At 31.3% G+C, this 24144-nt stretch carries 23 protein-coding genes; 17 read left to right on the top strand and 6 right to left on the bottom strand.

The features are described 5' to 3' along the window. The first annotated feature begins 10 nt into the window (after window positions 1–10). Window positions 11–658 (top strand): nitroreductase family protein, encoded by a 648-nt coding sequence (locus tag B7R65_RS01065; protein ID WP_088040895.1) that lies wholly within the window; start codon window positions 11–13, stop codon window positions 656–658. Window positions 659–788: 130 nt separating this feature from the next. Here B7R65_RS01065 and B7R65_RS01060 read toward each other — a convergent pair whose 3' ends face one another. Both B7R65_RS01060 and B7R65_RS01055 read right to left on the bottom strand, forming a co-directional pair. Further along, window positions 789–1448 (bottom strand): phosphatase PAP2 family protein, encoded by a 660-nt coding sequence (locus B7R65_RS01060; RefSeq protein WP_088040894.1) that lies wholly within the window; start codon window positions 1446–1448, stop codon window positions 789–791. 118 nt (window positions 1449–1566) lie between these two features. Next, window positions 1567–2778: a VTT domain-containing protein gene (locus tag B7R65_RS01055; RefSeq protein ID WP_088040893.1), complete on the bottom strand. Its 1212-nt coding sequence runs from the start codon at window positions 2776–2778 to the stop codon at window positions 1567–1569. Window positions 2779–3431: 653 nt separating this feature from the next. Between B7R65_RS01055 and B7R65_RS01050 the strand changes: the two genes are divergently transcribed. Next, a complete protein-coding gene (locus B7R65_RS01050; protein ID WP_088040892.1) occupies window positions 3432–4820 on the top strand; it encodes an amino acid permease in 1389 nt (462 codons plus the stop codon). A 55-nt stretch (window positions 4821–4875) separates the two neighbouring features. Here the strand turns inward: B7R65_RS01050 and pepF are convergent, their stop codons facing one another. After that, window positions 4876–6684 carry an oligoendopeptidase F gene (gene pepF, locus B7R65_RS01045; RefSeq protein WP_088040891.1) on the bottom strand — a complete coding sequence of 603 codons (1809 nt, stop codon included), beginning with the start codon at window positions 6682–6684 and terminating at the stop codon, window positions 4876–4878. A 213-nt stretch (window positions 6685–6897) separates the two neighbouring features. Here pepF and B7R65_RS01040 point away from each other — a divergent pair, with 213 nt between their 5' ends. The 13 genes from B7R65_RS01040 (at window position 6898) to recQ (ending at window position 17669) form a co-directional block, all read left to right on the top strand. After that, window positions 6898–7419 (top strand): hypothetical protein, encoded by a 522-nt coding sequence (locus B7R65_RS01040; RefSeq protein ID WP_088040890.1) that lies wholly within the window; start codon window positions 6898–6900, stop codon window positions 7417–7419. Between the two features lie 144 nt (window positions 7420–7563). Further along, window positions 7564–8328, top strand: a complete 765-nt coding sequence (locus B7R65_RS01035) for an ABC transporter permease subunit (protein ID WP_179194726.1) — start codon at window positions 7564–7566, stop codon at window positions 8326–8328. Next, window positions 8325–9359, top strand: coding sequence for a peptide ABC transporter permease (locus tag B7R65_RS01030; RefSeq protein ID WP_088040888.1), 1035 nt, complete (start codon window positions 8325–8327; stop codon window positions 9357–9359). Before B7R65_RS01035 ends, B7R65_RS01030 begins: the two co-directional genes overlap by 4 nt. Window positions 9360–9455: 96 nt before the next feature. Next, entirely contained in the window at window positions 9456–9830 is a 375-nt protein-coding gene (locus tag B7R65_RS01025; protein ID WP_088040887.1) for a DnaJ family domain-containing protein, read from the top strand. Between the two features lie 284 nt (window positions 9831–10114). Next, window positions 10115–10591, top strand: a complete 477-nt coding sequence (locus B7R65_RS01020; protein ID WP_088040886.1) for a DinB family protein — start codon at window positions 10115–10117, stop codon at window positions 10589–10591. Window positions 10592–10733: 142 nt separating this feature from the next. Beyond that, window positions 10734–11345 carry a pyroglutamyl-peptidase I gene (locus B7R65_RS01015; RefSeq protein ID WP_088040885.1) on the top strand — a complete coding sequence of 204 codons (612 nt, stop codon included), beginning with the start codon at window positions 10734–10736 and terminating at the stop codon, window positions 11343–11345. Beyond that, window positions 11338–12066, top strand: coding sequence for a 5-oxoprolinase subunit PxpB (gene pxpB, locus B7R65_RS01010; protein WP_088040884.1), 729 nt, complete (start codon window positions 11338–11340; stop codon window positions 12064–12066). The genes B7R65_RS01015 and pxpB overlap by 8 nt, the downstream gene beginning before the upstream one ends. Further along, the gene (locus tag B7R65_RS01005) at window positions 12062–12820 is read left to right on the top strand and encodes a 5-oxoprolinase subunit PxpA (RefSeq protein WP_179194745.1); all 759 of its coding nucleotides are present in this window, start codon (window positions 12062–12064) and stop codon (window positions 12818–12820) included. The genes pxpB and B7R65_RS01005 overlap by 5 nt, the downstream gene beginning before the upstream one ends. 3 nt (window positions 12821–12823) lie before the next feature. Then, entirely contained in the window at window positions 12824–13780 is a 957-nt protein-coding gene (locus B7R65_RS01000; RefSeq protein ID WP_088040882.1) for a 5-oxoprolinase subunit C family protein, read from the top strand. After that, a complete protein-coding gene (locus B7R65_RS00995; RefSeq protein ID WP_179194725.1) occupies window positions 13780–14289 on the top strand; it encodes an ankyrin repeat domain-containing protein in 510 nt (169 codons plus the stop codon). The genes B7R65_RS01000 and B7R65_RS00995 overlap by 1 nt, the downstream gene beginning before the upstream one ends. A gap of 84 nt (window positions 14290–14373) precedes the next feature. Next, window positions 14374–15090, top strand: a complete 717-nt coding sequence (locus tag B7R65_RS00990) for a pseudouridine synthase (protein ID WP_088040880.1) — start codon at window positions 14374–14376, stop codon at window positions 15088–15090. Then, entirely contained in the window at window positions 15071–15514 is a 444-nt protein-coding gene (locus B7R65_RS00985; RefSeq protein WP_088041278.1) for a YaiI/YqxD family protein, read from the top strand. The genes B7R65_RS00990 and B7R65_RS00985 overlap by 20 nt, the downstream gene beginning before the upstream one ends. A 43-nt stretch (window positions 15515–15557) precedes the next feature. After that, window positions 15558–17669 carry a DNA helicase RecQ gene (gene recQ, locus B7R65_RS00980; RefSeq protein WP_088040879.1) on the top strand — a complete coding sequence of 704 codons (2112 nt, stop codon included), beginning with the start codon at window positions 15558–15560 and terminating at the stop codon, window positions 17667–17669. Between the two features lie 92 nt (window positions 17670–17761). Here recQ and B7R65_RS00975 read toward each other — a convergent pair whose 3' ends face one another. Together B7R65_RS00975 and B7R65_RS00970 are read right to left on the bottom strand one after the other, a co-directional pair. Then, window positions 17762–19363, bottom strand: a complete 1602-nt coding sequence (locus B7R65_RS00975) for a glycoside hydrolase family 10-like protein (RefSeq protein WP_088040878.1) — start codon at window positions 19361–19363, stop codon at window positions 17762–17764. A gap of 805 nt (window positions 19364–20168) precedes the next feature. Next, entirely contained in the window at window positions 20169–21074 is a 906-nt protein-coding gene (locus B7R65_RS00970) for a DMT family transporter (RefSeq protein ID WP_088041277.1), read from the bottom strand. 424 nt (window positions 21075–21498) lie between these two features. On the opposite strand from B7R65_RS00970, the gene B7R65_RS00965 reads away from it, so the two are divergent. Continuing rightward, on the top strand, window positions 21499–22053 hold the full coding sequence (locus tag B7R65_RS00965; RefSeq protein ID WP_088040877.1) for an NADPH-dependent FMN reductase: 555 nt from the start codon (window positions 21499–21501) through the stop codon (window positions 22051–22053). Window positions 22054–22118: 65 nt separating this feature from the next. Here B7R65_RS00965 and B7R65_RS00960 read toward each other — a convergent pair whose 3' ends face one another. Further along, the gene (locus B7R65_RS00960) at window positions 22119–22745 is read right to left on the bottom strand and encodes a trimeric intracellular cation channel family protein (RefSeq protein ID WP_088040876.1); all 627 of its coding nucleotides are present in this window, start codon (window positions 22743–22745) and stop codon (window positions 22119–22121) included. Window positions 22746–22920: 175 nt separating this feature from the next. Here B7R65_RS00960 and B7R65_RS00955 point away from each other — a divergent pair, with 175 nt between their 5' ends. After that, the gene (locus tag B7R65_RS00955) at window positions 22921–24126 is read left to right on the top strand and encodes a serine hydrolase domain-containing protein (RefSeq protein WP_088040875.1); all 1206 of its coding nucleotides are present in this window, start codon (window positions 22921–22923) and stop codon (window positions 24124–24126) included. The last annotated feature ends 18 nt before the right edge of the window (window positions 24127–24144 follow it).

The following is a 24144-nucleotide window of genomic DNA, read 5'->3' as shown; positions in this document are numbered from 1 at the left end:
GGGTGGAAACATGGATTACAATTCATTTAAAGAAATTATTCACGGTAGAAGAAGTATTCGCAAATTTACTGATCAAGCAGTTACAAATGAAATCATTGAAGAAATCATTGATTGTGCACGATATGCTCCAAGTGACACAAACTCACAAACATGGGAATTTATTATAATCAAAGATACTGACAAAATTAAAAAAATTGAAGAAATGACATGGGAATCATTACATGATGTTGCCGAAAAAGCAAAAGAAAAGGGATTAGAAAAAGAAGGGAAATTATTAGTTCGTTCTTTTGGTCCTTATGCAACAGCGTTTCGTGAGGCTCCAGTCTTAATAATTTGCTTAGCAACTCCATATGAATCAAAGTTCCGTACAAAAATCTTTGATCCAATTGGTTTTGTAGAGCCGGAAGTATGGAAAGAAGAAGGAATTAAAAGTAGTTGTCTAGCTTCTCAAAACTTGATGCTTGCTGCACATGCATTAGGATTAGGAACTTGTCCTATGACTGGACCAGTTCTGCTTGCTCAAGATAAACTTCGTGATTATTTAACTATTCCAGAAAATCGCGAAATTAACATGGTTATTTCATTGGGCTATCCATCAGAACCTGCAAAAAAACTTGCACGTAAAGATGTAGCTGAAATCATACGTTATGTGGAATAAAAAATATTATTTTAATTAGAATGTATCGGGCATAACAAAAAGAGTCTAATCTATTTAGAAGATTAGGCTCTTTTTTGTTGGCTTATTTATATAGGTTTGTTGCTTTTTGATTGTTTTGTTAAGAGTATTTTTAGTTCGTAGCTTGATTCCGCTCGAATTGTTTTTCTTTGTATCGTTGATATACCCAGATTAATGAGCTAATCCAAAAAACACCAGTAAAATAACCAGCAATTACATCACTTGGGTAATGAACGCCTAAATAAATACGACTAATCCCAATTAATAAAATCATAATTGTACTTAGAATGATCAGTAGAGTTCTTCCTAATTTAGTTGGTATATGGCGCCAAAATAAGAAAGTGATCATTCCATAAACTGTCATGGCAATTGTTGCATGCCCACTTGGGAAACTATATCCACTTATTTCAATTAAACGGTGTAAATCAGGGCGAGCTCTGTGAAAAAACAATTTTAAAGATAGAAAAAGAATGTTTGAACCAATAATAGCAGCGATAAATAAAATAAGTTCAGAACGATGTTTAAAAACTTTATATAGTAAATATAAGACTACACAAGTAAGAACTAGAATAAAGACGGTAGAACCAATAAAAGTGAAAATTTTCATGATACTTGTTAAAGCAGGTGATTCAAGACCTTGAATAAAATTAATAATGACACGATCAAATTGAACAAGGCTATTTTTGTTTACTAGTAAAGCCATAAAGCTGAAGCCAAGAAGGGAAATCAAACTAAATAAAAAAGCGATTGTTAGGAAATTCTTTAATTTCATTGTGTTTATACCTCAAATCAAAAATATTAAAAATTTAACCATTTAGAAAATATGTTTTATATGAATGTCATTACTTAATGCTTTTAGGACATAAAGTCTAATTCATTACTGGTAACTATTAATTTTTTATAAAAATAGGTTTCACTTTATCTTGCACTATTCGAAGAAGTTCAAGAAGCAATAAGTTTAAAAACAACCAAGTTGCACCAAATATATATCCCGCGATAATATCACTTGGGAATTGGATTGAGAAATAAATGTTTGCAATTCCTATTAGAAATAAAAGAATTAATAAGATAAATGGTGTGATAATTCTGATATGTAGAAAAAATTTATTTTTCAAATGACGAATTAACATAAAAACAAAAAATCCATATACAACAAGTGACATAATTGATAGTTCATTAGGAAATTCGAACTGCTTAAATGGAGCAGCATTAGGTTTTAAGTAAAGAAAAATATGAGTGATTACTTCTTTAAATAGTATACCACCTAGAATAGTAGTCGCACTAAAAAAAGCTTCAAGCTTTACATTTCGTTTGTTTAAAAGGAGTATACAAAATGATCCTATCGAAATAATGGATAATAAAATTGGGCTCTGAAGTAGTAGTAATCCGTTCATTATGAATCTCCAATCCTCATCAAACAATGAAAAGACAAGATAAGTACTTACCTCATTAAACTCCATTAATTCATTATTTAGGTATTGTTGTACTATACCAAAGGTAAGGATAAGCATACATAAAAACATAACAGATAGACATAGAATGAAAATCTTCATTCCTCGAAATGATGTAAAGAATCGAGCAGAAAGTGTAATAATATATCTACTTACGAATATTTTTAGAGTGATTTTATTTCTTCTAAATAAAAAAATGATCGAAATAAATAGTACAAGAACAACTATACCAATTCCTAAATATTTACTTGCGGCATGATGGAATTTGTCCCACTGTGGACCAAGTAATTTACCGAGAGTGACAAAAGTAAGACTCCAAATAAACGCTCCTAAGTATGCATTTCGTGCAAATATTCTATACGGCAATCGAGAAATACCAGCAAAATAACCAGTAAAATGACGAACACCTGGGATAAAATATGAAAAAATCAATAATTTATTCCCGTGATTATCAAACCAAATTGCTGTCTTATTATATTTTTCAGGACCAAAATGAATATATTTTCCATATTTCAAAATTAGATTATAACCAAATCTTTTACCAATATAATAAGAAACTGACATCCCAATGATTGCGCCAATTGTTGCAAGCAAGACAGTTAGAATATAATTCAACTTCCCTTGATAAACTAAATAACCTGAATAGCTCATTGTTACTTCTCCAGAAATGGGTAAAGCAATGAGCTCTAGAAGATTTACTAAAAATAATATTAAATACCGATGGGTTTCTATTAAGGTAAGAAGTATAGACAATATAATTTTCCTTTCAATGTCATTGAGGAGAAATCTTAAAAATTAATATTAAATTATTGGTATTTTTCGTAAACTTTGTTGCTAATAAACTTGGAGAATTGTAGATTTCCACTACAGGATACTCCCTTTCCATGGGACAGGCGTTGAACATCGATGGCTCAATCGCATCTGTGGATTAGTAACTGCACCGCAGATCCAACAGGCTTCTTACACATTCCGTTCCAATCACATTCTTTAATTTATAGTTTGCTGTTAGAATTTTTAATTGACAATAATCTTTTAAAAAAGTGTCAAATAATTCAACTATTGTTGAACGCAAAAGAGAATCATTATATAAATTACAAAAAAAAAGATAAATCCATCTAGTTAATAGTCTAAACGTCGCTAACAGTTTTAATGTGACAATAATGAAATAAATTCTTTTTTTTGGAATGAAGAATGGTAATAAGTGCGAGCAGGAAAAAAATAATTGAATTTTTATTACTATATTTGTATAATTACTCAAGTGAATTAATAATTAACGATTTTTATTTGAAAGGTGCACTATCATCATGGATTCGACAAAAAAATTAGGTGTTTTAGGTTTATCATTTTTAAGTATTAATGCAATATTGGGACTTCGTAACATAGCTTTTGCATCAACAATAGGACCGTCTGCGATATTTTATTGGATTGTTGCTGCTTTAATATATTTTATCCCAATCGGATTAATTGTTGCTGAGTTATCTACCACATATCCAAACCAAGGTGGAATGGGCGTTTGGGTTCGAAAAGCTTTTGGAGAAAAAGCTTCATTTTTATGTTCATGGTTTTTTTGGATCGCAAACTTTACTTATTATCCGTCATTATTATTAACAACAACCATTGCGATTGCATATGGGATTAATCATCCTCAATTAGCTACTAACCCTATGCAAACTTCAATAATCTCTAGTATTATTTTTTGGATTGTTACATTACTTACTTTAAAAGGTACGAAGATGAGCGGCAGACTTGCTTCAATAGGGGCACCACTTGGGGTAATAGTACCGGCAATCTTAATTTTTGGATTTGGATTTTATAGTATGTTTAATGGAGAGCCGAGTGCTACGAACTTTACACATGAAACAATCATGCCAAATAATATTTCATTTGGAACGATCATGTTTTTATCTACATTAATGTTTGGATTTTCTGGTGCGGAAATGTTAGGTACGATTGCGGGGAATGTTAAAAATCCACAAAAAACATTTCCAAGAGCAATCTTCATTACGTCAATTATTATTGCGTTTGTTTATATATTAGCAACAGTTGCATTTCAATTTGTTATTACAATTTCTTCTGATCAAACAGCCACTGCATTGTACTTATTTGCAGATAAAGTCACAACTCAATTTGGTCTGCATTTTTCATTGTCACAGCTATTAGGTATTTGCTTTTTACTAGCGTTCGTTGGCTCACTTTCTTTTCTAATTTTAAATCCAAGTGTAATGATAGCTGAAAGTGGGAAAGAAATTTTACCAAAAGATTTACTAAAAGAAAACAAAGATGGAATGCCATCAAAATTAGTAATTGGACAAGCAGTGGCAGTTACTCTTATTTTATTGCTTTCTGCGTTCGTGCCAAGCGTTTCATCGGCGTTAAATATGCTTATTTTAATGTCTACTTTGGCATTTTTTATCCCTTACGTATTTTTAATTAGCGCGTATATTAAACTAAGATTAACTGAGAAGAATGTAGTAAGACCATTTAAAATTAAACGTACAAAAATGGCAATTTTAGTTGCAATAATAGGAATGATTTCAGTTGTTGGTACAATTGTACTAACACTAATTCCAGCACCTGGTACAACCTTGCTCGAGTATTTACCAATCGTATTAGGCCCTATATTATTTGGAAGTATTGGTTTAATTCTTAATAGTAAAGGTACTAAAAATAAAAAAGGGCAGGCAAAACAATAAAAAAAACCCATTTTACTCATAAAGAGTAGAATGGGTTTTTTTATTAAATTTATCATTAGAACAGTGATTCGAGTTCATTTACTAATGAACCAACATACTCAACTGCTTCTTTAATTGGTGCACTTGTTGTCATATCAACACCAGCCATTTTTAGTAAATCTTCTGGTTTTTTTGTTCCACCTGATTTCAGAACATTAATCCAAGCATCAATTACTTGTTGGCCTTCACTTTCAATTCGTCTTGATATTGCAGTTGATGCTGTTAAGCCAGCTGAATAAGTATATGGATAAAGACCCATGTAATAATGTGGTTGGCGCATCCAAGTTAAGCTCGCACCTTCATCAATAACGACTGAATCTCCCCAGAATTCTTTTAAGACATTTCCTTTCACTTCACAGAAAGTATTCGCTGTAAGAGGGGTACCTTTCTCTGCAAGATCGTAAACTCTTCTCTGGAATTCACCTTCCAATAGATGAGTTACAAAATTGTGATAATATGTGCCCAATAATTGTAAGATAACCCAACGCTTCATTTGTGGATCATCCGTTTTTAGTAAATGTTGACCTAATAGCATTTCGTTAAACGTAGAAGGTGCTTCAACAAAATACATAGAAGGGCGTGTATTCACAACGCGTTGGTATTTATTTGCGTAATAAAAATGACCAGCATGGCCTAACTCATGAGTAAGCACAAATGCATTACGCATAGTATCTTGCCAGCTAATTAGAATGTATGGATGTACACCAAACGGGCTTGAACAGAAAGCTCCAGTAGACTTACCAACATTATCAGAATAATCAATCCAGCGCTCATCAAAAGCTTTTTCCATTATTGATAAATATTCTGGTCCCATCACTTCAAGTGATTTTAAAATTGTTTCTTTAGCATTTTCATAAGTTGTACTTGGATTGAAGTCTACATCTAAAGGAGCTTTTAAATCATAGAAGTGTAATGTATCAAGTCCTAATTGTTTCTTCTTTAAATTAGCTAATTTACGCATATGTGGCGCTAATTCATTAAAAATGATGTTTAGTTGGTTGTGATACATTTCTAATGAGACTTTATGATCTTCTAATAACATATGAGTGACAGAATCATATTTTCGTAATTTACTAAGTGCAACTTCCTTCTTCACTTGTGTAGCATATACGGAAGCATATGTATTTTTATATTGATTTAACGTTTTTGTGAAAGATTCATACGCTTCTTTACGTACTGTGTGGTTTGGAGAAAATTCATATAAGTTTTCAAACATAGCAAATGAGTTTTCTAATTCTTTTCCATTTTCGTCTTCGAATGAATCGAACTTTAAATCCGCTGCTTTACTTGTTTGATAAATACGATATGGGGCAGAAGTGACTTCTCCAAGTGAAGCTAAAGCCTCTTCAGTTTCTGGAAGTAATTTATGTTGTTTCGATTCAATTATTTCCTCTAAATACATTTTAAAGACTTCTATCTCTGATTCTTCTTTTATGTAATTCTCAAGCAATTCTTCAGTTAAATTAAGAAGCTCTGATTGAATAAATGTTAAAGCTGCATTTACTTTTGTATTTAAACTAGAATATTGTAAGCTATCTGATTGGTTTTGAGAATTAGTGCCATCTTCTGACATACGAAGGCTTACATATGTACCACAACGAATTAATTGAAGCATAATAGTTTCATAAGTTAATAATGCATTTTTTAAACATTCTGCAGATGATAAAATCGTTCCCTTTAAAGCTTTTGCCTCTACTAACTCATTTTCGATCATTTCTAATGCATCTAGCCACTGGCCACGAGTAGGATACAAATCTTCCAATTTCCATGTCTTTTCAGTTGGTACCTCAGAACGGTTTAAGCGTTTTACTAACATTTTTTCCATCTTATTGCCTCCTTTATTAATAGATGATACGAGTCTATTATACTTTAATTTAGAAATATAAAGTGTAAAATTATTCGATAAAATAGAAAATTTAAACAATTAAACTGCACATTTTGTCATTATTTTGATAAGATTAAATATATTCCGATAATTATAGAAACAATTTTGTTATTTTTGAACAATTTTGTAAGAAAGGAGTTTTTTTAAATACATATGAAGAAAATTAAGCAGATTTGTTTACTTACAATAACAGCGCTTGTATTAAGTGGGTGCACAATAAAAAAACCACCTCAAGATATACTCATAAATACAGATGGGGGATTCGATGCTAATCATATTGCGATTAAAGTGGATTCATCATTGCCAAAAGATGCTAAATTCGAATTTATTATAAAAGATGATGATCATAAAAAAACAATTTATCATTCAACTTTTACAACTGATGAAGAAGGTAGTTTTGATAAGCAATTTACCGCTGATATTGAGAACAAAAATGTAACAGGATATTTATTATTTAAACCAGAAGAGCAACCAAAAAATATTCAAGAAAAATATGGTGAAAACGGACAAAACATACGTTCAATTACTCCTGGCCTAACGAAGAAAAATGACGGGAAATATTTCTATATTAAATTATATGGGACATTTTGGAAGTACGATTTACGAAACAGTGGGTTTTTATACTTTGCTTCAAAAAAAGTTAAACAAGAAAAGGAGGGGAGTTTACACAATTAAACAATCAGATTGTGTAAAAGTTAAGTTATGATACAAACTAGTAAAATAATATCAAAACATTTTTTTCAATTTTTATTTACTATTTTTGGAATCGGTTTAATTACTGCCACATCTTTTAGTATTTTTTTACCAAAGGGAGAAAGATTGATCGAATTATGGAATCAACTACAAATCTTTTTTTGGAGCTTTTTCTTTTTTAAAGATTTACAAGTTAATATAAGTGATTTAAATTATGTGCCTTTTTATACAGTAGTAAAAGACCCATATGTATACTCATTTACAATATTACTAAGTGCGTTCATCTGTTCAATACTAGTAGCTTTAATTCTTGCATTTCTCGCTTATATGGCTCCAAAAAAAATTAAAGCAATTATTTCAAGTATTCTATTTTTCCTTCAATCTATCCCAGATGTTGTGATGATTGTTGCATTGCAACTATTTTTTATATGGATTTATCATAAGACTGGAAACTTAATCATTGATCCAGTCGCTGGAGTGGATTCGAATGTATACTTTTTACCAATTTTGGTCGTTTCGATCATCCCAACTGTTCAATTATTCCAAATGATATTTTTATCAATTGAAGAAGAAAAAATAAAAGATTATGTAGAGTATGCTAGAGCAAAGGGGTTATCTAAATCGTGGGTTTTAGTGAAGCATATTTTGCGAAATGTAACGATTACACTTTTATCGAATACAAAATTGATCTTTTGGGTCATCATCTCAAATTTGTTAATTGTTGAATATTTATTGAATATGAATGGCTATTTTTCATTCTTATTTAAAAATACTAGTGCGCCTGAAATTTTCTTTATGGCACTTGTGCTATTGTTTATACCCTTTTATATTTTAGATTTGATTTTTAAGTTTATAGTCGTTCGATTGAAAGGAGAAATTGAACTTTCATGAAAAATCTTAAAAACTATATACCGATTATAGTAGGATGTCTGATTATCTTTGGATTAATTGCTTTTAGTTTTATCTATACGTACTTTATTAAAGATACTTTAAAACCACCGCCAACATTTTTATATAATGATGAAGGTAAAATGATTGGTACATACGGATATCCACCAAGTTTAGACTTTTTATTAGGCGTGGATCGATATGGCAGGGATGTTTTTTGGATGGTAATTGACGGTGCTAAATATACGATAGCAATTGCCCTTGTTGTAGGATTAATGCGAGTTCTATTCGGAGTTCTGTTCGGATCATTTTACGGATTTGTGAATAAGAAAATAGGCTTTGTCATCGAACCGATATTTAATGCGTTCCGATTTGTGCCTGCAGTTATCATCTTATTGCCATTTTTTCGACTATTAGATTCAGGATATAGTCATTCGAAAGAGCAAACAATTTTTTTACAATTACTATTATTAATCATAATTGCTATACCTATTTTAATGAATACAATTGGCGAAGAAGTAAGGGCATATTTAAAAAATGATTTTATTATTAGTTCAAAAATTATAGGAGCAAATACAATCTGGCTTCAGCGCAAACATGTCTTCCCATTTTTAAGAACTAGATTATTACTTTTATTCGTCCAACAAACGATCCAAACTTTATTTTTATTAACACAATTAGGTGTATTTAAGTTATTTATCGGGGGTCTGATGATTCTCCACTTAGATTTAGGTGTTGATCGACCAATGTCGAAGGCTAATGAATGGTCTGCAATGATCGGAAGTAACTTTTTTGAGCTATCGATTGACCCATGGGTAATTATCGGGCCAAGTGTCGCATTTATCATAACGATTTTTGCATTTAATTTAATTAAACTTGGAATTGAGAAAATGATAAATAAGCCATCTGCCTCAAAAAGATCAGACAAAGATGATTTAGAAGATAAATTCCCTGAATTAAAAGATTTTGAGTTTGTAAATAAAGAAAAACGTGAACATTCTACTAAAAAAGAAGGTTCATACGTTTTAACTTAAACCAAATACAACGATGATTAATTTGCCGCCGTAATTAGCATTAATTTAATCTATTGAATAATATGTAATACAAATTCAAGCCGAGGTGACCTTGTTATGGATAATAATGGGAAATATGTCGATTGGTTAGATGAAATTGTAAAACGTCATGAAAAAGAAGGTGGTTTTGAAAACTTACCTGGGTTAGGGAAGCCACTTCCAAAAGAACATTTGAAAGATGATTTATTAACGACAGTTATAAAAAAGTCAGGTTACAAGCCTGATTGGTTATCAAAGCAGAAAAAAATTTATTCCAAACTCGAAACAATAGTTTCAGCGATGAAACTAGAAGGATCTTCGTTGGAAATAAAAAAAATGTTGAAGGACATAAATGATGACATTAAACAATATAATTTAAGTTGTCCTTTTGCCCTACAAAAAAATTATGTGGATGAACATACGATCGAGAGTCAGATGAATTTTTGGAAATAGTTGAGGGAAATAGGAATGTCGTAGGTAGCGTTTCAAAAATGGAAATCCTCATTCTTAGTTTTGACTGGGATGGGGATTTCTTTATAAGGTGATTTTATTTATTTAATAGCAATCATCAATTTATTAATCTATGAAAAAACGCGATTATAGGTGCGTTTATTTTATTCTTTTAAGAAATCGTTCAATCTCTTTTAATACATAATAATCAGAGTAATATAATAGTAATTGAAAAGAAAGAGATGTCTTCTCAAATTATTTAAAATCATTTAGTAAGGAGACTTAACATGGATAAAAATCTAATTATGCTAAAGGATTTAGTTAATTGGTATAACTCATTACTGTTAAAGAATGAGGGAAGTATGAACATGCCAATTTCTGAAGGGAAATTTACAGTTAAGGAAATTGTTGCGCATTTGTGTAGATGGGACGAGTATCTAATCAAAGAAGGAATTCCATCACTATTAGAAAATGCTAAAATTGATTTTCCAAATATTAATGAATATAACCAGGAATCAGCTAAACTAGTAAAAGATACCCACTTTAAAGAGGTCATCGAAAAAGCGATTAATTTAAGAAACAATCTAGTAGAACTTTTTATTCAGAATGAACAGTTTTCAAGCAAAGTGATCAGTATTAATGGACAAACGAAAAATCCACAAACAAATGAGCCATTTACATTTTATTATTTAATAGAAGATTTTAATGAACATGATCAGCATCATGTAAAGCAAGTTGAGAATTTTTTGTACTCACTTAAGTAATAAAATGAAATCAGACCTTATCCTTATTGGATAAGGTTTTTTTTACTATAAATGATTTATAGAAAAAATCGGTATTAAAAGGATATCATAAGTAATTTGTAGAATATTGCAACAATGATTCTAATTGAAGGGTTTTGATAAATTGAAAACTTTACTATTAACGGGATTTGAACCTTTTTTAAACTTTCCAATTAATCCAACGGAAGAAATTGTTAATGAATTAGATGGAGAAATCATAGGTTCTTTTAAAATTATTGGAAAAATTTTGCCTGTCGATTTTAACTTAGCTGGAGAAAACATAAGTAAGTTGTTTCACGAAATCAATCCAAATGCCGTGGTTTCATTAGGTTTAGCTGGAGGACGATCTACAATTACGCCTGAGCGGATTGCGATTAACTGCAATGATGGAGCCGCTGATAATAAAGGAAATAAATATATTGGTAAGAAAATTAAAGAGGAAGGACCAGATGGGCTATTTTCGTCACTTCCAATCCAACAAATTACGGATTCATTAAATGAGCACAAATATCCAGCTGAAATCTCAAACTCAGCTGGAACGTATTTATGTAATAATGTCATGTATCAAATGCTTTATGAAATCATGAAACAAGGAAGTATGGTACCAAGTGGTTTTATTCATATTCCTGCATCTCATGAACTTGCTGTGCTTGACCGGAAATTACCGAGCTGGTCTCAAGCAGATTTAACGAAATCCATTAAACTTGCAATTGAAATCATAAGTAAAAATGAGTAATAAATCAATTAGCATCTTCCCATTAGGATGCTCTGGACTTATTTGTTATTTTGGAGATTCAATTTCTACGAAAACAAACCAAGAAGTTCATTCTTTTTCTTTGATAGTTCAATCGAAAATAGGTACTAAATTTAAAGGAATTGTTCCATCTTATCACTCTATAACTCTCTATTATGATTCCTTAAACTATTCTTATTTGGAATTAAAAGCAGAGCTAGAGGGTTTTTACGAGGAAATGATTGATTTTCCAAAAAAGAGAGAGCACCTATGTTTTGAAATACCTGTTTGCTATAACACTCAATTCGCACCAGATATTGAACGTGTTGCGAATGCGAACCAATTGACTGTAAAAGATGTGATTGAATTCCATCAAGAAAAAAAATATCAAATCTATATGATTGGATTTTTACCAGGTTTTCCATATCTAGGAGGACTCAATTCTAAACTAGCTACTCAAAGATTAATAAAACCGAAAATGGTCGAAGCTGGTTCTGTGGGAATAGCAGGAGAACAAACAGGAATCTATCCTTTCGATTCACCTGGAGGTTGGAATATTATTGGAAGAACACCTATTTCAATTTTTTCCTCAACGTATGAAATGTTTAAACCAGGAGATTTTTTAAAGTTTAAAGCGATTAACGAATTAGAATTTTTTAGGTTGAAACAATCATTTGAAGAGGGAGATTATTTCATACATAAGGAAGTGCATCTTTTTGATTAAAATTGATTTAAACTGTGATATTGGAGAAAGTTTTGGAAATTACAAATTAAACGATGAACAAATTTTACCTCATATCACTTCTGCAAATATAGCGTGTGGATTTCATGCAGGAGATCCTTTTATATTATACGAAACTGTTAGACTTGCAAAAAAATACGGAGTTTCTGTTGGCGCGCATCCTAGCTTTCCAGATTTACTTGGATTTGGACGAAGGGAAATGAAGTTTACAGAGGATGAAATATATCAATTAGTTTTATATCAAATTGGCGCAATCTATTCGGTTTGCAAAGCACAAAATGTTGAATTGCATCATGTTAAACCACATGGTGCGCTATATAATATGGCTGCAAAGGATAGTACGCTAGCTATAGCAATCTCAAAAGCTATTAAAGCATTTGATCCCAATTTAATTTTATATGGACTTGCGAATAGTAAGATGAAAGATGCAGCAAGTGAATGTAATATTCCATTTGCTTCAGAAGTTTTTGCTGATCGTACATATAATGATGATGGTTCATTAGTGAGTCGTAATAACTCAAATGCAGTTTTTGAAAATACTCAAGATGCAATTAATCAAGCAATTAAAATTGTTACGACTCAATCGGTGACAGCAATCAATGGTAAAACAATTCAAATTCAAGCAGATACGATTTGCTTACATAGTGATTCTCAAATTGCAGTTCGTTTAGCAACAGAATTAAAAAGTGAATTCAAAAAGAGAAACATACATATTCTTCCAATTGGAGTGTCGTAAGTATTGAGAGCAATATTTAAAGTTTTAAAAAAAGGTGTTCAAGTTACAATACAAGATAGTGGTAGGGAAAAATTTAGACATTTAGGAGTCCCTTTATCAGGTGCGATGGATCACTTTGCATATCAAATTGGAAATCTACTAATCGGAAATTCCAGAAATATGGCTAGTATCGAAATTGCGATTGGTGGAACAGTCTTAATGGCTCTAAATGATGTTTCAATTGTTATTACAGGAGCAAATCTTTCAGCAACTATAAATGGAAATTTAGTTGATATGTATAAAGTAATTGTGGTTAACAAAGGAGATTTCCTCTCATTTAATGGACCAAAAAGTGGAGTTTATGCTTATGTTTCCGTACATGGTGGAATTAATAGCAAATCAGATTTTGACAGTCAATCTTCTTATTTACTTGCCGGTTTTGGACTTAATTTTACAAATGATACGATTATTTATGGAAATACAGACACTTCATTTAAACCGACAAAAATAGGATTAATTAGAAAATATATTCCTAAACACCATGACAAATTATGTGTTCATTTTATTAAAAGTAGTCACTATGAAAAGATACCAGAATTTGTGAAAGAGGCTATATTGCTTGATGAACTTATAGTTGAATCTAGTAATCGAATGGGAATGTATTTAAGAACTACTCAGACAAGTCTACAACAAATCGAATCAAATATTCTATCTGAGGGTGTAACATTTGGAACAATCCAACTTTTACCTAATGGACAACCAATTATCCTACTTGCTGATAGTCAAACGACTGGAGGGTATATCACATTGGGTACTGTTATTTACTCAGATCTATGGAAAATAGTTCAATTACAAGAAGGGAGTTCTTTCAATTTAATATCCATTGAATTTGAAGAAGCCCGAAAAAGAAATAAGAAGTTCAAACAATTTATTGATCATTTAGAAATAGAAAGAAATGATAGATTAAAGGAGAGAGTATGATGACAAATGAAATTTCTGTGTTATTCGAGGCTGCTGAATTAGGTGACAGTAATAAAGTGGAGATAATTTTATGTGGAAAACCAGAACTAAGTAATGAAGAAAATGAACATGGTTTAACTTTACTTGGGATTGCTGCTCACTATGGTAAAGTGGATGTTGTTAAAACTCTCATACAATATGGGGCAAATATTAACGCCATTTCTCATTCGAAACTGCCGTTTATCCCAAAAAACACTGCTCTTCACGCTGGAATTGCTGGAGCGAAATCAATGGAAATCATCGATTATTTGCTTACAAATGGTGCAGATTGTAATCTAGTTGATAGTGAAGGTCATACTCCCTTACATATTGCTGCCTTTGAAGGAAATATTCATATAGCAAAGCGATTAGTTGAATATGGAGCAAAACAAATTGTAAATAAATCCGAAAAGACACCTATTCAAATTGCGGAAGAACAGAATCATATTGAATTTGTCCAATTCTTAAAAGAGGCAGCAAAAGTTAATTAAATGTGAAGAAGTGTTGTGATAGCTGTTATGTCACAACACTTTTTGTTATGATGAAATAAATGTTTAAAAAAAGAGGAATGGCAATTGAGAATTAATGTATTTATCAGCTCGGCAGGATTTTGCTCAAGACGTGCAGCTGAGAGACTAGTTGCATCAGGTCAAGTGACAATAAATGGTGTAATTGCGGAAAAAAACAGTATTGTTGAAGAAAATGATGTGATTGAGGTCAACGGGGAAGTTATTAGTCCATCAACCGAAAATCATTATATTATTTTGAATAAACCCGTTGGAATTACATGCACTGGTTTGAGAACCGTTCAAGGAAACATAATTGACTTTATAAATTATCCAGTCAGATTGTTTCCAGTAGGCCGTTTAGATAAGGACTCAGAAGGTCTGATTATTCTTACGAACGATGGTCCTATTGCAAATAAAATTTTACATAGCGAACATGGCCACGAGAAAGAATATATCGTTACTGTTGATAAACCGATTGATAATGATTTTATAAAAGGGATGTCAAACGGAGTGTTAATTGGGGATATAGTTACTAAGAAATGCAAAGTATCGCAAATAAATGAGTTTACGTTTCGAATTATTTTAACACAAGGTCTGAATCGCCAAATTCGGAAAATGGCTAAGAGCTTTGGTTATAAAGTGATAAATCTACGAAGAATTCGAATTATGAAACTAAATTTAGCTGATCTAGAAATCGGTAAATGGAGAAGTTTGTCAGCCGAAGAAACTAAATCATTAATTGATCAGCTTGAAAAGGAGGAGAATTATGAAAATCTTAATTGATGCTGATGGATGTCCGGTCGTAAACGAAACGATTCAAATTGCAAAAGAATATAGAATTGATGTTCTTTTACTATGTGACACAGCTCATACGATGGAAAGAGAAGGTGCAGAAACAATTGTCATTTCTCAAGGGGCAGACGCAGTTGATTTTGCTTTAGTAAATCGAGTGTCAAAAGGTGATATTGTCATAACTCAAGATTATGGTTTAGCGGCAATGGTATTGTCAAAACAAGCATTTGTTATAAATCAAAACGGCTTTTATTATACAAATGAAAATATTGATTCACTATTACATACTCGTTATGTTTCAAAAAAGATTCGGAATGCAGGAGGAAGGGTAAAAGGCCCTAAAAAACGTCAAAAAGAAGATAATACAAATTTCGAGAATAGCTTAAGAAAATTACTTACTTCAATTTCTTTATAGTAAAATAAAAAAGAAGATAAAGAAATCATAAAAGGAGGAACGAATGATAACCATAGCAAGAAAAAACTTACAAAAATATTTTGGATATGAAAATTTTAGAATTGGACAAGAGCAAATAATTGAAAGAGTTTTGTCAGGTAAACATACTGCTGGTATTATGCCAACAGGTGGTGGAAAGTCGATTTGTTATCAAATTCCAGCAACCATCCTCCAAGGAGTTACCCTCGTCATATCTCCTTTAATCTCTCTTATGAAAGATCAAGTGGATTCTCTACATCAAGTTGGAATCCCAGCCACTTTTATCAATAGTTCACTTTCTTACAATGAAGTAAATGAAAGATTAATGGATTTACGATACGGAGAATATAAAATACTGTATGTTGCACCTGAGAGGTTAGAATCAGAAAGCTTTATTAATGAATTGAAAAATTTACCCATTTTACTTGTGGCAGTAGACGAGGCTCACTGTATTTCATCTTGGGGACATGATTTTAGACCAAGCTATCTACGTATTAAAAATTTAATTCAAGAGTTACCATCGGAGCCAACAATTCTTGCTCTCACTGCAACAGCAACCCCCCAAGTTAAAACAGACATTTGTTCACAATTAGGAATCGATGAAGAAAGTGCAATTGTAACTGGGTTTGAAAGAGAAAATTTATCCTTTAAAGTAATTAAAGGGCAAAATCGACTGGATTTTATTTCTAACTATATAAAACAAAATAAAAATGAATCTGGTATCATCTACGCTGCAACAAGAAAAGAAGTAGATAATGTAATGAATCAATTAAAAAAGCAGGGAATATCTGTAGGCAAATATCATGCGGGATTAAGCGATGCAGAAAGATCGATGCAACAAGATGCATTTTTACAGGATGATTTAAATGTAATGGTTGCAACAAATGCATTTGGAATGGGTATTGATAAAAGTAATGTGCGGTACGTTATACACTACCAAATGCCCAAAAATATGGAAAGTTATTATCAAGAAGCTGGAAGGGCTGGCCGTGATGGGTTGGAAAGTGAATGTATTTTACTTTTTAATGCTCAGGATGTTCAAATTCAAAGGTTTTTAATTGAACAGTCTACTTATGATTTCGGTAGGCAGAAGCAAGAAATTCAGAAACTACAATCGATGAAAGATTATAGTTACTGTGAAACATGTTTACAGGCATTTATTTTAAATTATTTCGGCGATCATAATGAGCATTCATGTGGAAAATGTAGTAATTGTATTGATAACCGTTCAGCGATTGATATAACGACTGATGCTCAAATTGTGTTATCTTGTATTATTCGAATGGGTGAGCGATTTGGCAAAACGATGGTTGCTTCAGTATTAACAGGGTCTTCGAATAAAAAATTACTAGAGTTTAATTTCCATGAATTAACAACTTATGGATTGTTGAAAAATCGAACATTAAAAAATGTTGGTGATTTAATCGACTTCTTAACTTCGGAGCAATATATCGGCGTGACAGATGGTAAATTTCCTTTATTGAGAGTAACAAATAAAGGAAGAGAAGTACTTTTAAATAAAGTACAAGTAATGAAAAAAGAAGAAATTGTAATTGTATCGACGAATTCAAACGATGAGTTATTTGATCTACTTCGAAAATTGCGAAAAGAAATTGCAGCTGAACTTGGTGTACCACCATTTGTAGTCTTTTCTGATAGTACGTTAAAGGACCTATGTCATTTACTTCCGACCACCGAAGAAGAGTTTTTATTAGCAAAGGGAGTAGGCATTCAAAAGCAACAAAGATTTGGGGCACAATTTATTGAGATAATAAAGAAATATAAAGAAGAGCATCAAATAGAACAAACGGTATCCAAATCATCAATTATCTCTACAAAAGATAAAATACCGTCTCATCAAATATCCTATGAATCTTATAAGGATGGATTATCCATCAAAGATATAGCAAAACAAAGAGGTTTAAATACTGTAACAATAGAAAACCACATACTTCAAAGTGCAGTAGAGGATGAAAATTTCAATTGGCATGAATTAGTTCCAAATGATATAGAAGAACAAATACAAGGAGTAATTAATCTTGTTGGTAGTGAAAAGCTAAAACCCATTAAAGAAGAGCTTCATTCAGATATTAGTTATTTTATGATTAAAGCTGTTATTATGAAGTCTGGAGTTTAGAAAACAAATATATTTTCATATAATATAGAAAAAGAGCTTCCTTAGTATTAAGGGAAGCTCTTTAATTATTCATAACCGTTAAATATGTGAAGTTATTTTTTATTTCCTTTTACTTTGAATTGTTTGCTTTCTTTACTTTCATTATGAATGCGATCTACTGCAGTAATGACATAAGTATAATCTTTGCTTTGGTCCGCAGTTGTATCAAGATACGTCGTTTTGCCAGAGTCCGATTTTCGTATAGTAGTTAAAATGTTTCTAGCATCTTCTATATTAACTTTATTCATTCCGTCGAAGCGATAGACTACGAAATATGCCGTATCTTTATCAGAGGAATGATTATTTATTGTAAGCTTAATGCCTTCTGATGATTTTTTAGCTCCTTCAAATTTTGGTTTCTTCGGTGCTTGATCATCAATCCAAGGCATTGAAGGGATTAATGCTTTTGTTTTATATACATCTTGGCTTAAACGATCCTTAATTCCAAGTGGATTATTATTTAAGTCTTTAATTGAAAAATGCATACTTCCTTTTATTTCTGGAATAGAGCGATTTAACGCGATCTGATTTGGTAGTTCGTCTGGAAGAGCCCAAGCTTCATTATTGGCATTAATTTTGTAATCTGCTTGTCCAATATATAAATCAACGTTTTTACCTTGTACTTCTTTAGTCCACCAATTTGCTAGTATGTCGTAAGAAGCCGGTTCAAATCCAATATTCCAGTAGATTTGCGGAGTAATATAATCAACGTATTCTTTATTAATCCATTCTCTTGTATCTGCGAACAAATCATCAAAATTCGTTTGTCCCGCTGTTGTATTTGAGCCAGTTGGATCATTTGCAATATTACGCCATACACCAAATGGGCTGATACCAAATTTCACATAACTTTTTTCTTTTTTTATACTTTCATGAACTTCTTTTACAAATTGATTTACATTGTCACGGCGCCAATCATCTTTGTTTGCAAACAAATGTTCACCATATTTTACATAGGTTGCTTGGTCGGGAAATTCTTTGCCAGCAATACGATATGGGTAGAAATAATCGTCCAAATGAACAGCATCAATATCATATTTCTTAACCACTTCCATGATGCCATCAATGATAAACTGACGTGCTTCTGGAATACCTGGATCAAAATACAATTGCTTACCATAAGGAATAACCCATTCAGGATGTTTTCTTGCAGGGTGAGATTCTGCTAGAGAATTTAAGTCCTCTAATGTTGCATCACCTAGTGCAGTACGAGGCATTGTAATTCGATAGGGATTAAACCATGCATGAAATTCGATATTGCGCTTATGTGCTTCTTCAACCATAAATGCAAGTGGATCATATCCTGGATCTTTTCCTTGTGTACCAGTTAAATATTTAGACCAAGGGCCATACTGGGATGGATAAAATGCGTCAGCGGTTGGTTTAATTTGTACTACTACTGAATTCATACCCATTTTCTCTACATCATCTAATAGTTTAATAAACTCAGATTTTTGCTGCATAACAGATAATCCAGTGGCTGAAGGCCAATCAATATTCGTTACTGAAGCAATCCAAGCAGCTCGTAATTCATGTTTTGGAGGAACCGTGTACTGTGAAGTAGTTTCTGCTCTTACAGTTGAAATTTGTGGTAATAATAGTGATGCTCCAACTGTAACAGCAAGAACATATTTCCCAATTTTTCTTCTCTTCATAAGTTATCCACCATGCTTTCTATTAAATTTTGTAGCGCTTTCATAATTTAAAACTATCAAAATTGGAAAGTATTGTCTATAAAAAAATGAAATTTAATTTCAAGATTTAATATAAAAAACAGAAATTTAATTTCACTGTAAAGTAAAATTTTTTGAAAAATAAAGGGGACTCTAAATTAAAAAGAGAAAGGGTAATGAAAAATAATAGAATGAAATAAAATTCATATTTTTAGATGAGGAGTAGGGAAATATAAATTAGGCGCGCAGAGTGAGAAGCGGTAATTCTTAAAGAAAAGGTATACGTAGCGATTCAGAATATTGAATAGCACGAAAATTCTAGCAAATGAAGTGCTTCAAGGTAGGAGATATTTTAAGATCTAAACCTTAGAATAAATCTAGAATTTCGTAAAAAAACAGAACGTATATTCTGGTATTTTTTCATAGCTTATGGTAAAATTAGGTAGAGTAGAGTTGTGGTAGGTGCCTTTCTTCGGTTGGAGGGGGGTGATATGGTGACTGGTTATGAGATTGCAACTTTAATAATGCAAAGTATTGGTATTACTGCATCCGTAATCTTAAGCGTAATCGGTATCGTCGTTTCTTTGAATAAAAGAAAATAACCACCCTACCCCTCGAATGGATGTGGTGGCTATATTCACTGGATCCGAGGAAAGCAACTTTGCAATTACTACTCGGAAGAGATGTGTATGCAGCACATCTCTTTTTAGTATATTCTTTATGACTATATTATAGTCCTTTTAGTATATTTTGACAATAATGTTGTCATCCTTTTTACTTAAACTACTTAATTTGCAATTTTTTCGTTAGAATTTTGTGTTTTATTTTTATTTGAATTAATAAGCATGATTAAAGCAATACCCGAAAAAGTAAGGATGATTCCGATTATTTGAAGTAAAGTTGGTTTAAATCCTGTAATCAATGTATCTAATACAATTGCTACAGCAGGATCTAAAAATGTTAAAACAGCGATTGTTTTAGCCGGTAAAAATCGAATATTACCAAAGAATAATGCGTAAATAATCCCGGTATGAACGAAACCTATTATGATGATAAAAGTCCAATTTTCGATATGTAAATTTAGAAAAGAATTAAATTTGACAAATGGTATTAGTAATAAAAAGCCTAATGTAGTTTGTACTAAAGTTGTAAAGTATGAGCTTGTTTTTGTAATACCTTTATTTACAATCATTAAGAAACCGTAAAAAATAGCGGCTAAAAATGCCCATACAACTCCTGAAGAGAAGAGAGTTTTTAAATTAAAGTCAGAATTTAGACCAGATAAAAGGATCGAGCCTATAAAACTAATTAGTACTCCGATTAAAGGAATAAGTGTTATTTTTTCCTTATAGATTAAACTTCCGATTAAAAATAAAATAACAGGAGCTAAATAATAGATTGAAATTGAGATTGTAACTGATAAATTTTCGAAGGATTTAAATAAAAATACCCAGTTTAAAACTAATAATACTCCGCTAAATGATGATAATAGAATATCTTTTTTATGATAGATTTCTTTTTTATAAATCCCGGTAGTGTACCAGACAAAAAATAAAAATACACTTGCAAATATGCACCGAATAAATACTAAGTCGATTGCTTTAAGTCCTGTTTTTGGAGCAATAAATCCAACTGTACCAAAGGTAATCATTGCAAAAATAATGCTAAGCGTAGCCTTTTTATTAATCTCCATTTTCCCCAATTCAAATCACCTTCATTTTTTGGAATTTAAATATTCTGTCAAATAAGTATATACTAAATTCACGTCTTATACCATTTTAGAAAATCTTTAATTTTGGCTGTATTTGTAAACGTTGTTTCTATTAAATATGGAGATTTCAAGATTTATAGTTAAATTTTAAAAAACTCTACAAAGACAATAATCTAAAAAAAGTGCACTTTCTTAATTCCAACTAAGAAATAGCTTAAAGTTGAATAATTCTTTGTAAATTAGATATTTTTTTATTGTGTTCTTAAACTAATACAATCTATTAAAAGATTAGGAAATTTTCTAGATATATTTTATACTATTATTTAAAGTAGTTTAGAGGATTTACAAAAAAGTTTGTCGAAAGTTAGATTTGGACAATAAATTTACTTAGTGAGGGGAAATTAATTTGAATATCGTCGTAATTAACGGAACACCTAGAACTTTCGGTAGAACTAGAAACTTAGCAAAACAAATTGCAGAAGTATTTAATTTTTCATTATTAGATTTATCTGTTGAGGAGCTACCTCTATATAATGGAGAGCCAGAACAAAAAGAGTTAGAAGTCGTTAAATCAGTTCGAGAAACACTAATCAAGGCAGATGGAATTGTATTTTGTACACCAGAATACAATAACGCAATGAGTGGTGCATTAAAAAACATGATTGAACATTTAGGTTCTGAACCATTTAAAAAGAAACCTATATCTTTACTAGCTGTCGCAGGTGGAGGAAAAGGTGGGATAAATGCATTAAATAATATGAGAACTGTTATCCGTGGAGTATATGGATATGCTTTACCACTACAACTTGTATTAGATCCAGTTGATTTTACAGAAGATGGAACAAATGTAAAAGAGGAATCGTTTACAAAAGTAAGTGATGTTGTTAAAGAGTTAACAGAATATGTTCAAAAAGAAATATTATTTAAAGAATTTCAAGAAACACAAAGTATTTCAAAATAAAATAGAGCCCTAAACTAAGTAATCTTAGCTTAGGGCTAAAAAAAATCCTAACTTGAAAAGTAGGCTTACATTAAGAATGATTTATCATTCACATTACGAATAGGGAAGTTGATTTTATATCGAACTGAAATAATCCTGATCAGTGTAGTTATAGTAAAACAAATATATAATGAGGCTAATTTAGAAAATTCACCATACGTGAATAAAATTGATATTGCACCGATGATCGCAGCAATTGCATAGATTTCTTTTTGAAATACGAATGGAATTTCTCTTGCAAAAACGTCACGCATAATACCGCCACCAATACCTGTAATTAATCCCATTGAAACGATTAGGAATGCACCTTTTAATCCATGATCAATGGCAGAATAAGAACCTACTGCAGTAAATACACCAAGACCGATTGCATCCGTAATTATTAAAGTATGTTGAAATTGCATTGTTCGTTGATAAAATAACCAAGTTAAAATTGATATGACCGTACATACAATAAAATATTGAGGTTTAATAAACACATTAGGTACGGATTGACCTAATATCATATCGCGTATTAATCCACCGCCGAGCGCTGTACATGCAGCTAAAAAAACAACACCAAATAAGTCCAATTTCTTTTTAATACCAACTAGTGTGCCTGAAATACTAGCTGCAATAATCCCCGCATATACAAAAACCTCAATCAAAATCATTCTTTGCTATCCCCCAACATCCATTTTCATAAGATTCATTTTAGCAACATGTTAGGTCTATTACAATATCAAAATAGTTTTGAAAACGCTTCATTTAAAATAATTTTTTTCACTTATAAAATTTACATGTTTTTACAATTTTTCTTAACAAAAACACAGTATTGGAGTCTTTAAAATGATTAAAAGTGATGAACTAAAAAATAGGCATTTATTTAAAAAACAAATCGAGGCTACGATGAAGAAATATAAAATTGTTGGCCTGCAAGCAGCAGTTGTTTATAAAGAGAATCTCATTTGGGCTGATTCTTATGGTTCACGTAATTTAGAAACAAATGAACCAGTAACGGAAAAAACGATGTTTCGAATTGCTTCAATTAGTAAATTATTTACAGCAACCGCAATTATGCAATTAGTGGAAAAACAATTGATCATTTTAGATCAAGATATTAGCGAGTATCTGGGTTTCCAAGTTAAGAATCCCAATTACCCGACTGCTAACATTACATTAAGACAAATTTTAACTCATACCTCTTCACTAAATTCAGATGATGAATCGAATAGTGTATATGCAAAATTCATAAAGGATGGACATAATGATTTCACTCTGGGGCTTAAGGAATTGTTAGTAGAAGATGGAAAATATTATTCAAACAAAATTTGGGGAAATTGGCCACCAGGTAGTCAATTTGATTGGGTTTATTCAAATATAGGTGCAATCATCTGTGGAGCGATAATTGAAAAAGTAGCTGGATTACGTTTTGATCAGTATATTCAACAATTTATTTTCTTTCCATTAAACATGAATAACGTTGCATTTGCCTATTCTAATATAAGAAATGAAAATGAACTTGCTAATTTGTATGAGATGAATCACGAAACAAAGGAATATCAACTTACAATTGACGATAAAGGTAAAAAAGAATATCCTATCAATTTTTTTGATAAATATATTCCCGGAACACATGGTGGTCTATTTGAACCTCAGGGTGGTCTTAGAACAACAGCAATTGAATTAAGTAAATTCTTGAGAGCACATATGTTAAATGGTAGTTTTAATCATGCGCAAATATTGAAACCGGACACTTCTTTGCAAATGAAAACAAAGCAATGGTCAAGAATGGAAGAGGATCATTTCTTTTGTAAAATGGGACTGGGATTTCATATAAGTCATGACTTTCTAACAAATTATGATGAAATGATAGGTCATGCAGGGGAAGCATACGGACTAATCAGTAATTTATATTGGAATGAAGAAGAACAATTTGGGATTATTTTCATCATAAATGGATGTCAATTTGATTCAGGAAGTAAATCGAGATTTGAAGTGGAGAAAGAATTAGCCGAAATAATTTATAGTAATACCATTCAGAAAATTCTTTAATCATTCATGTTTTAGGGG

This window comes from Bacillus sp. EAC (genome assembly GCF_002156875.1).
Classification (GTDB): domain Bacteria; phylum Bacillota; class Bacilli; order Bacillales; family Bacillaceae_G; genus Gottfriedia.
The sequence above is the reverse complement of the archived record's forward strand: the minus strand, read 5'-3'. Positions and strand labels throughout refer to the sequence as shown.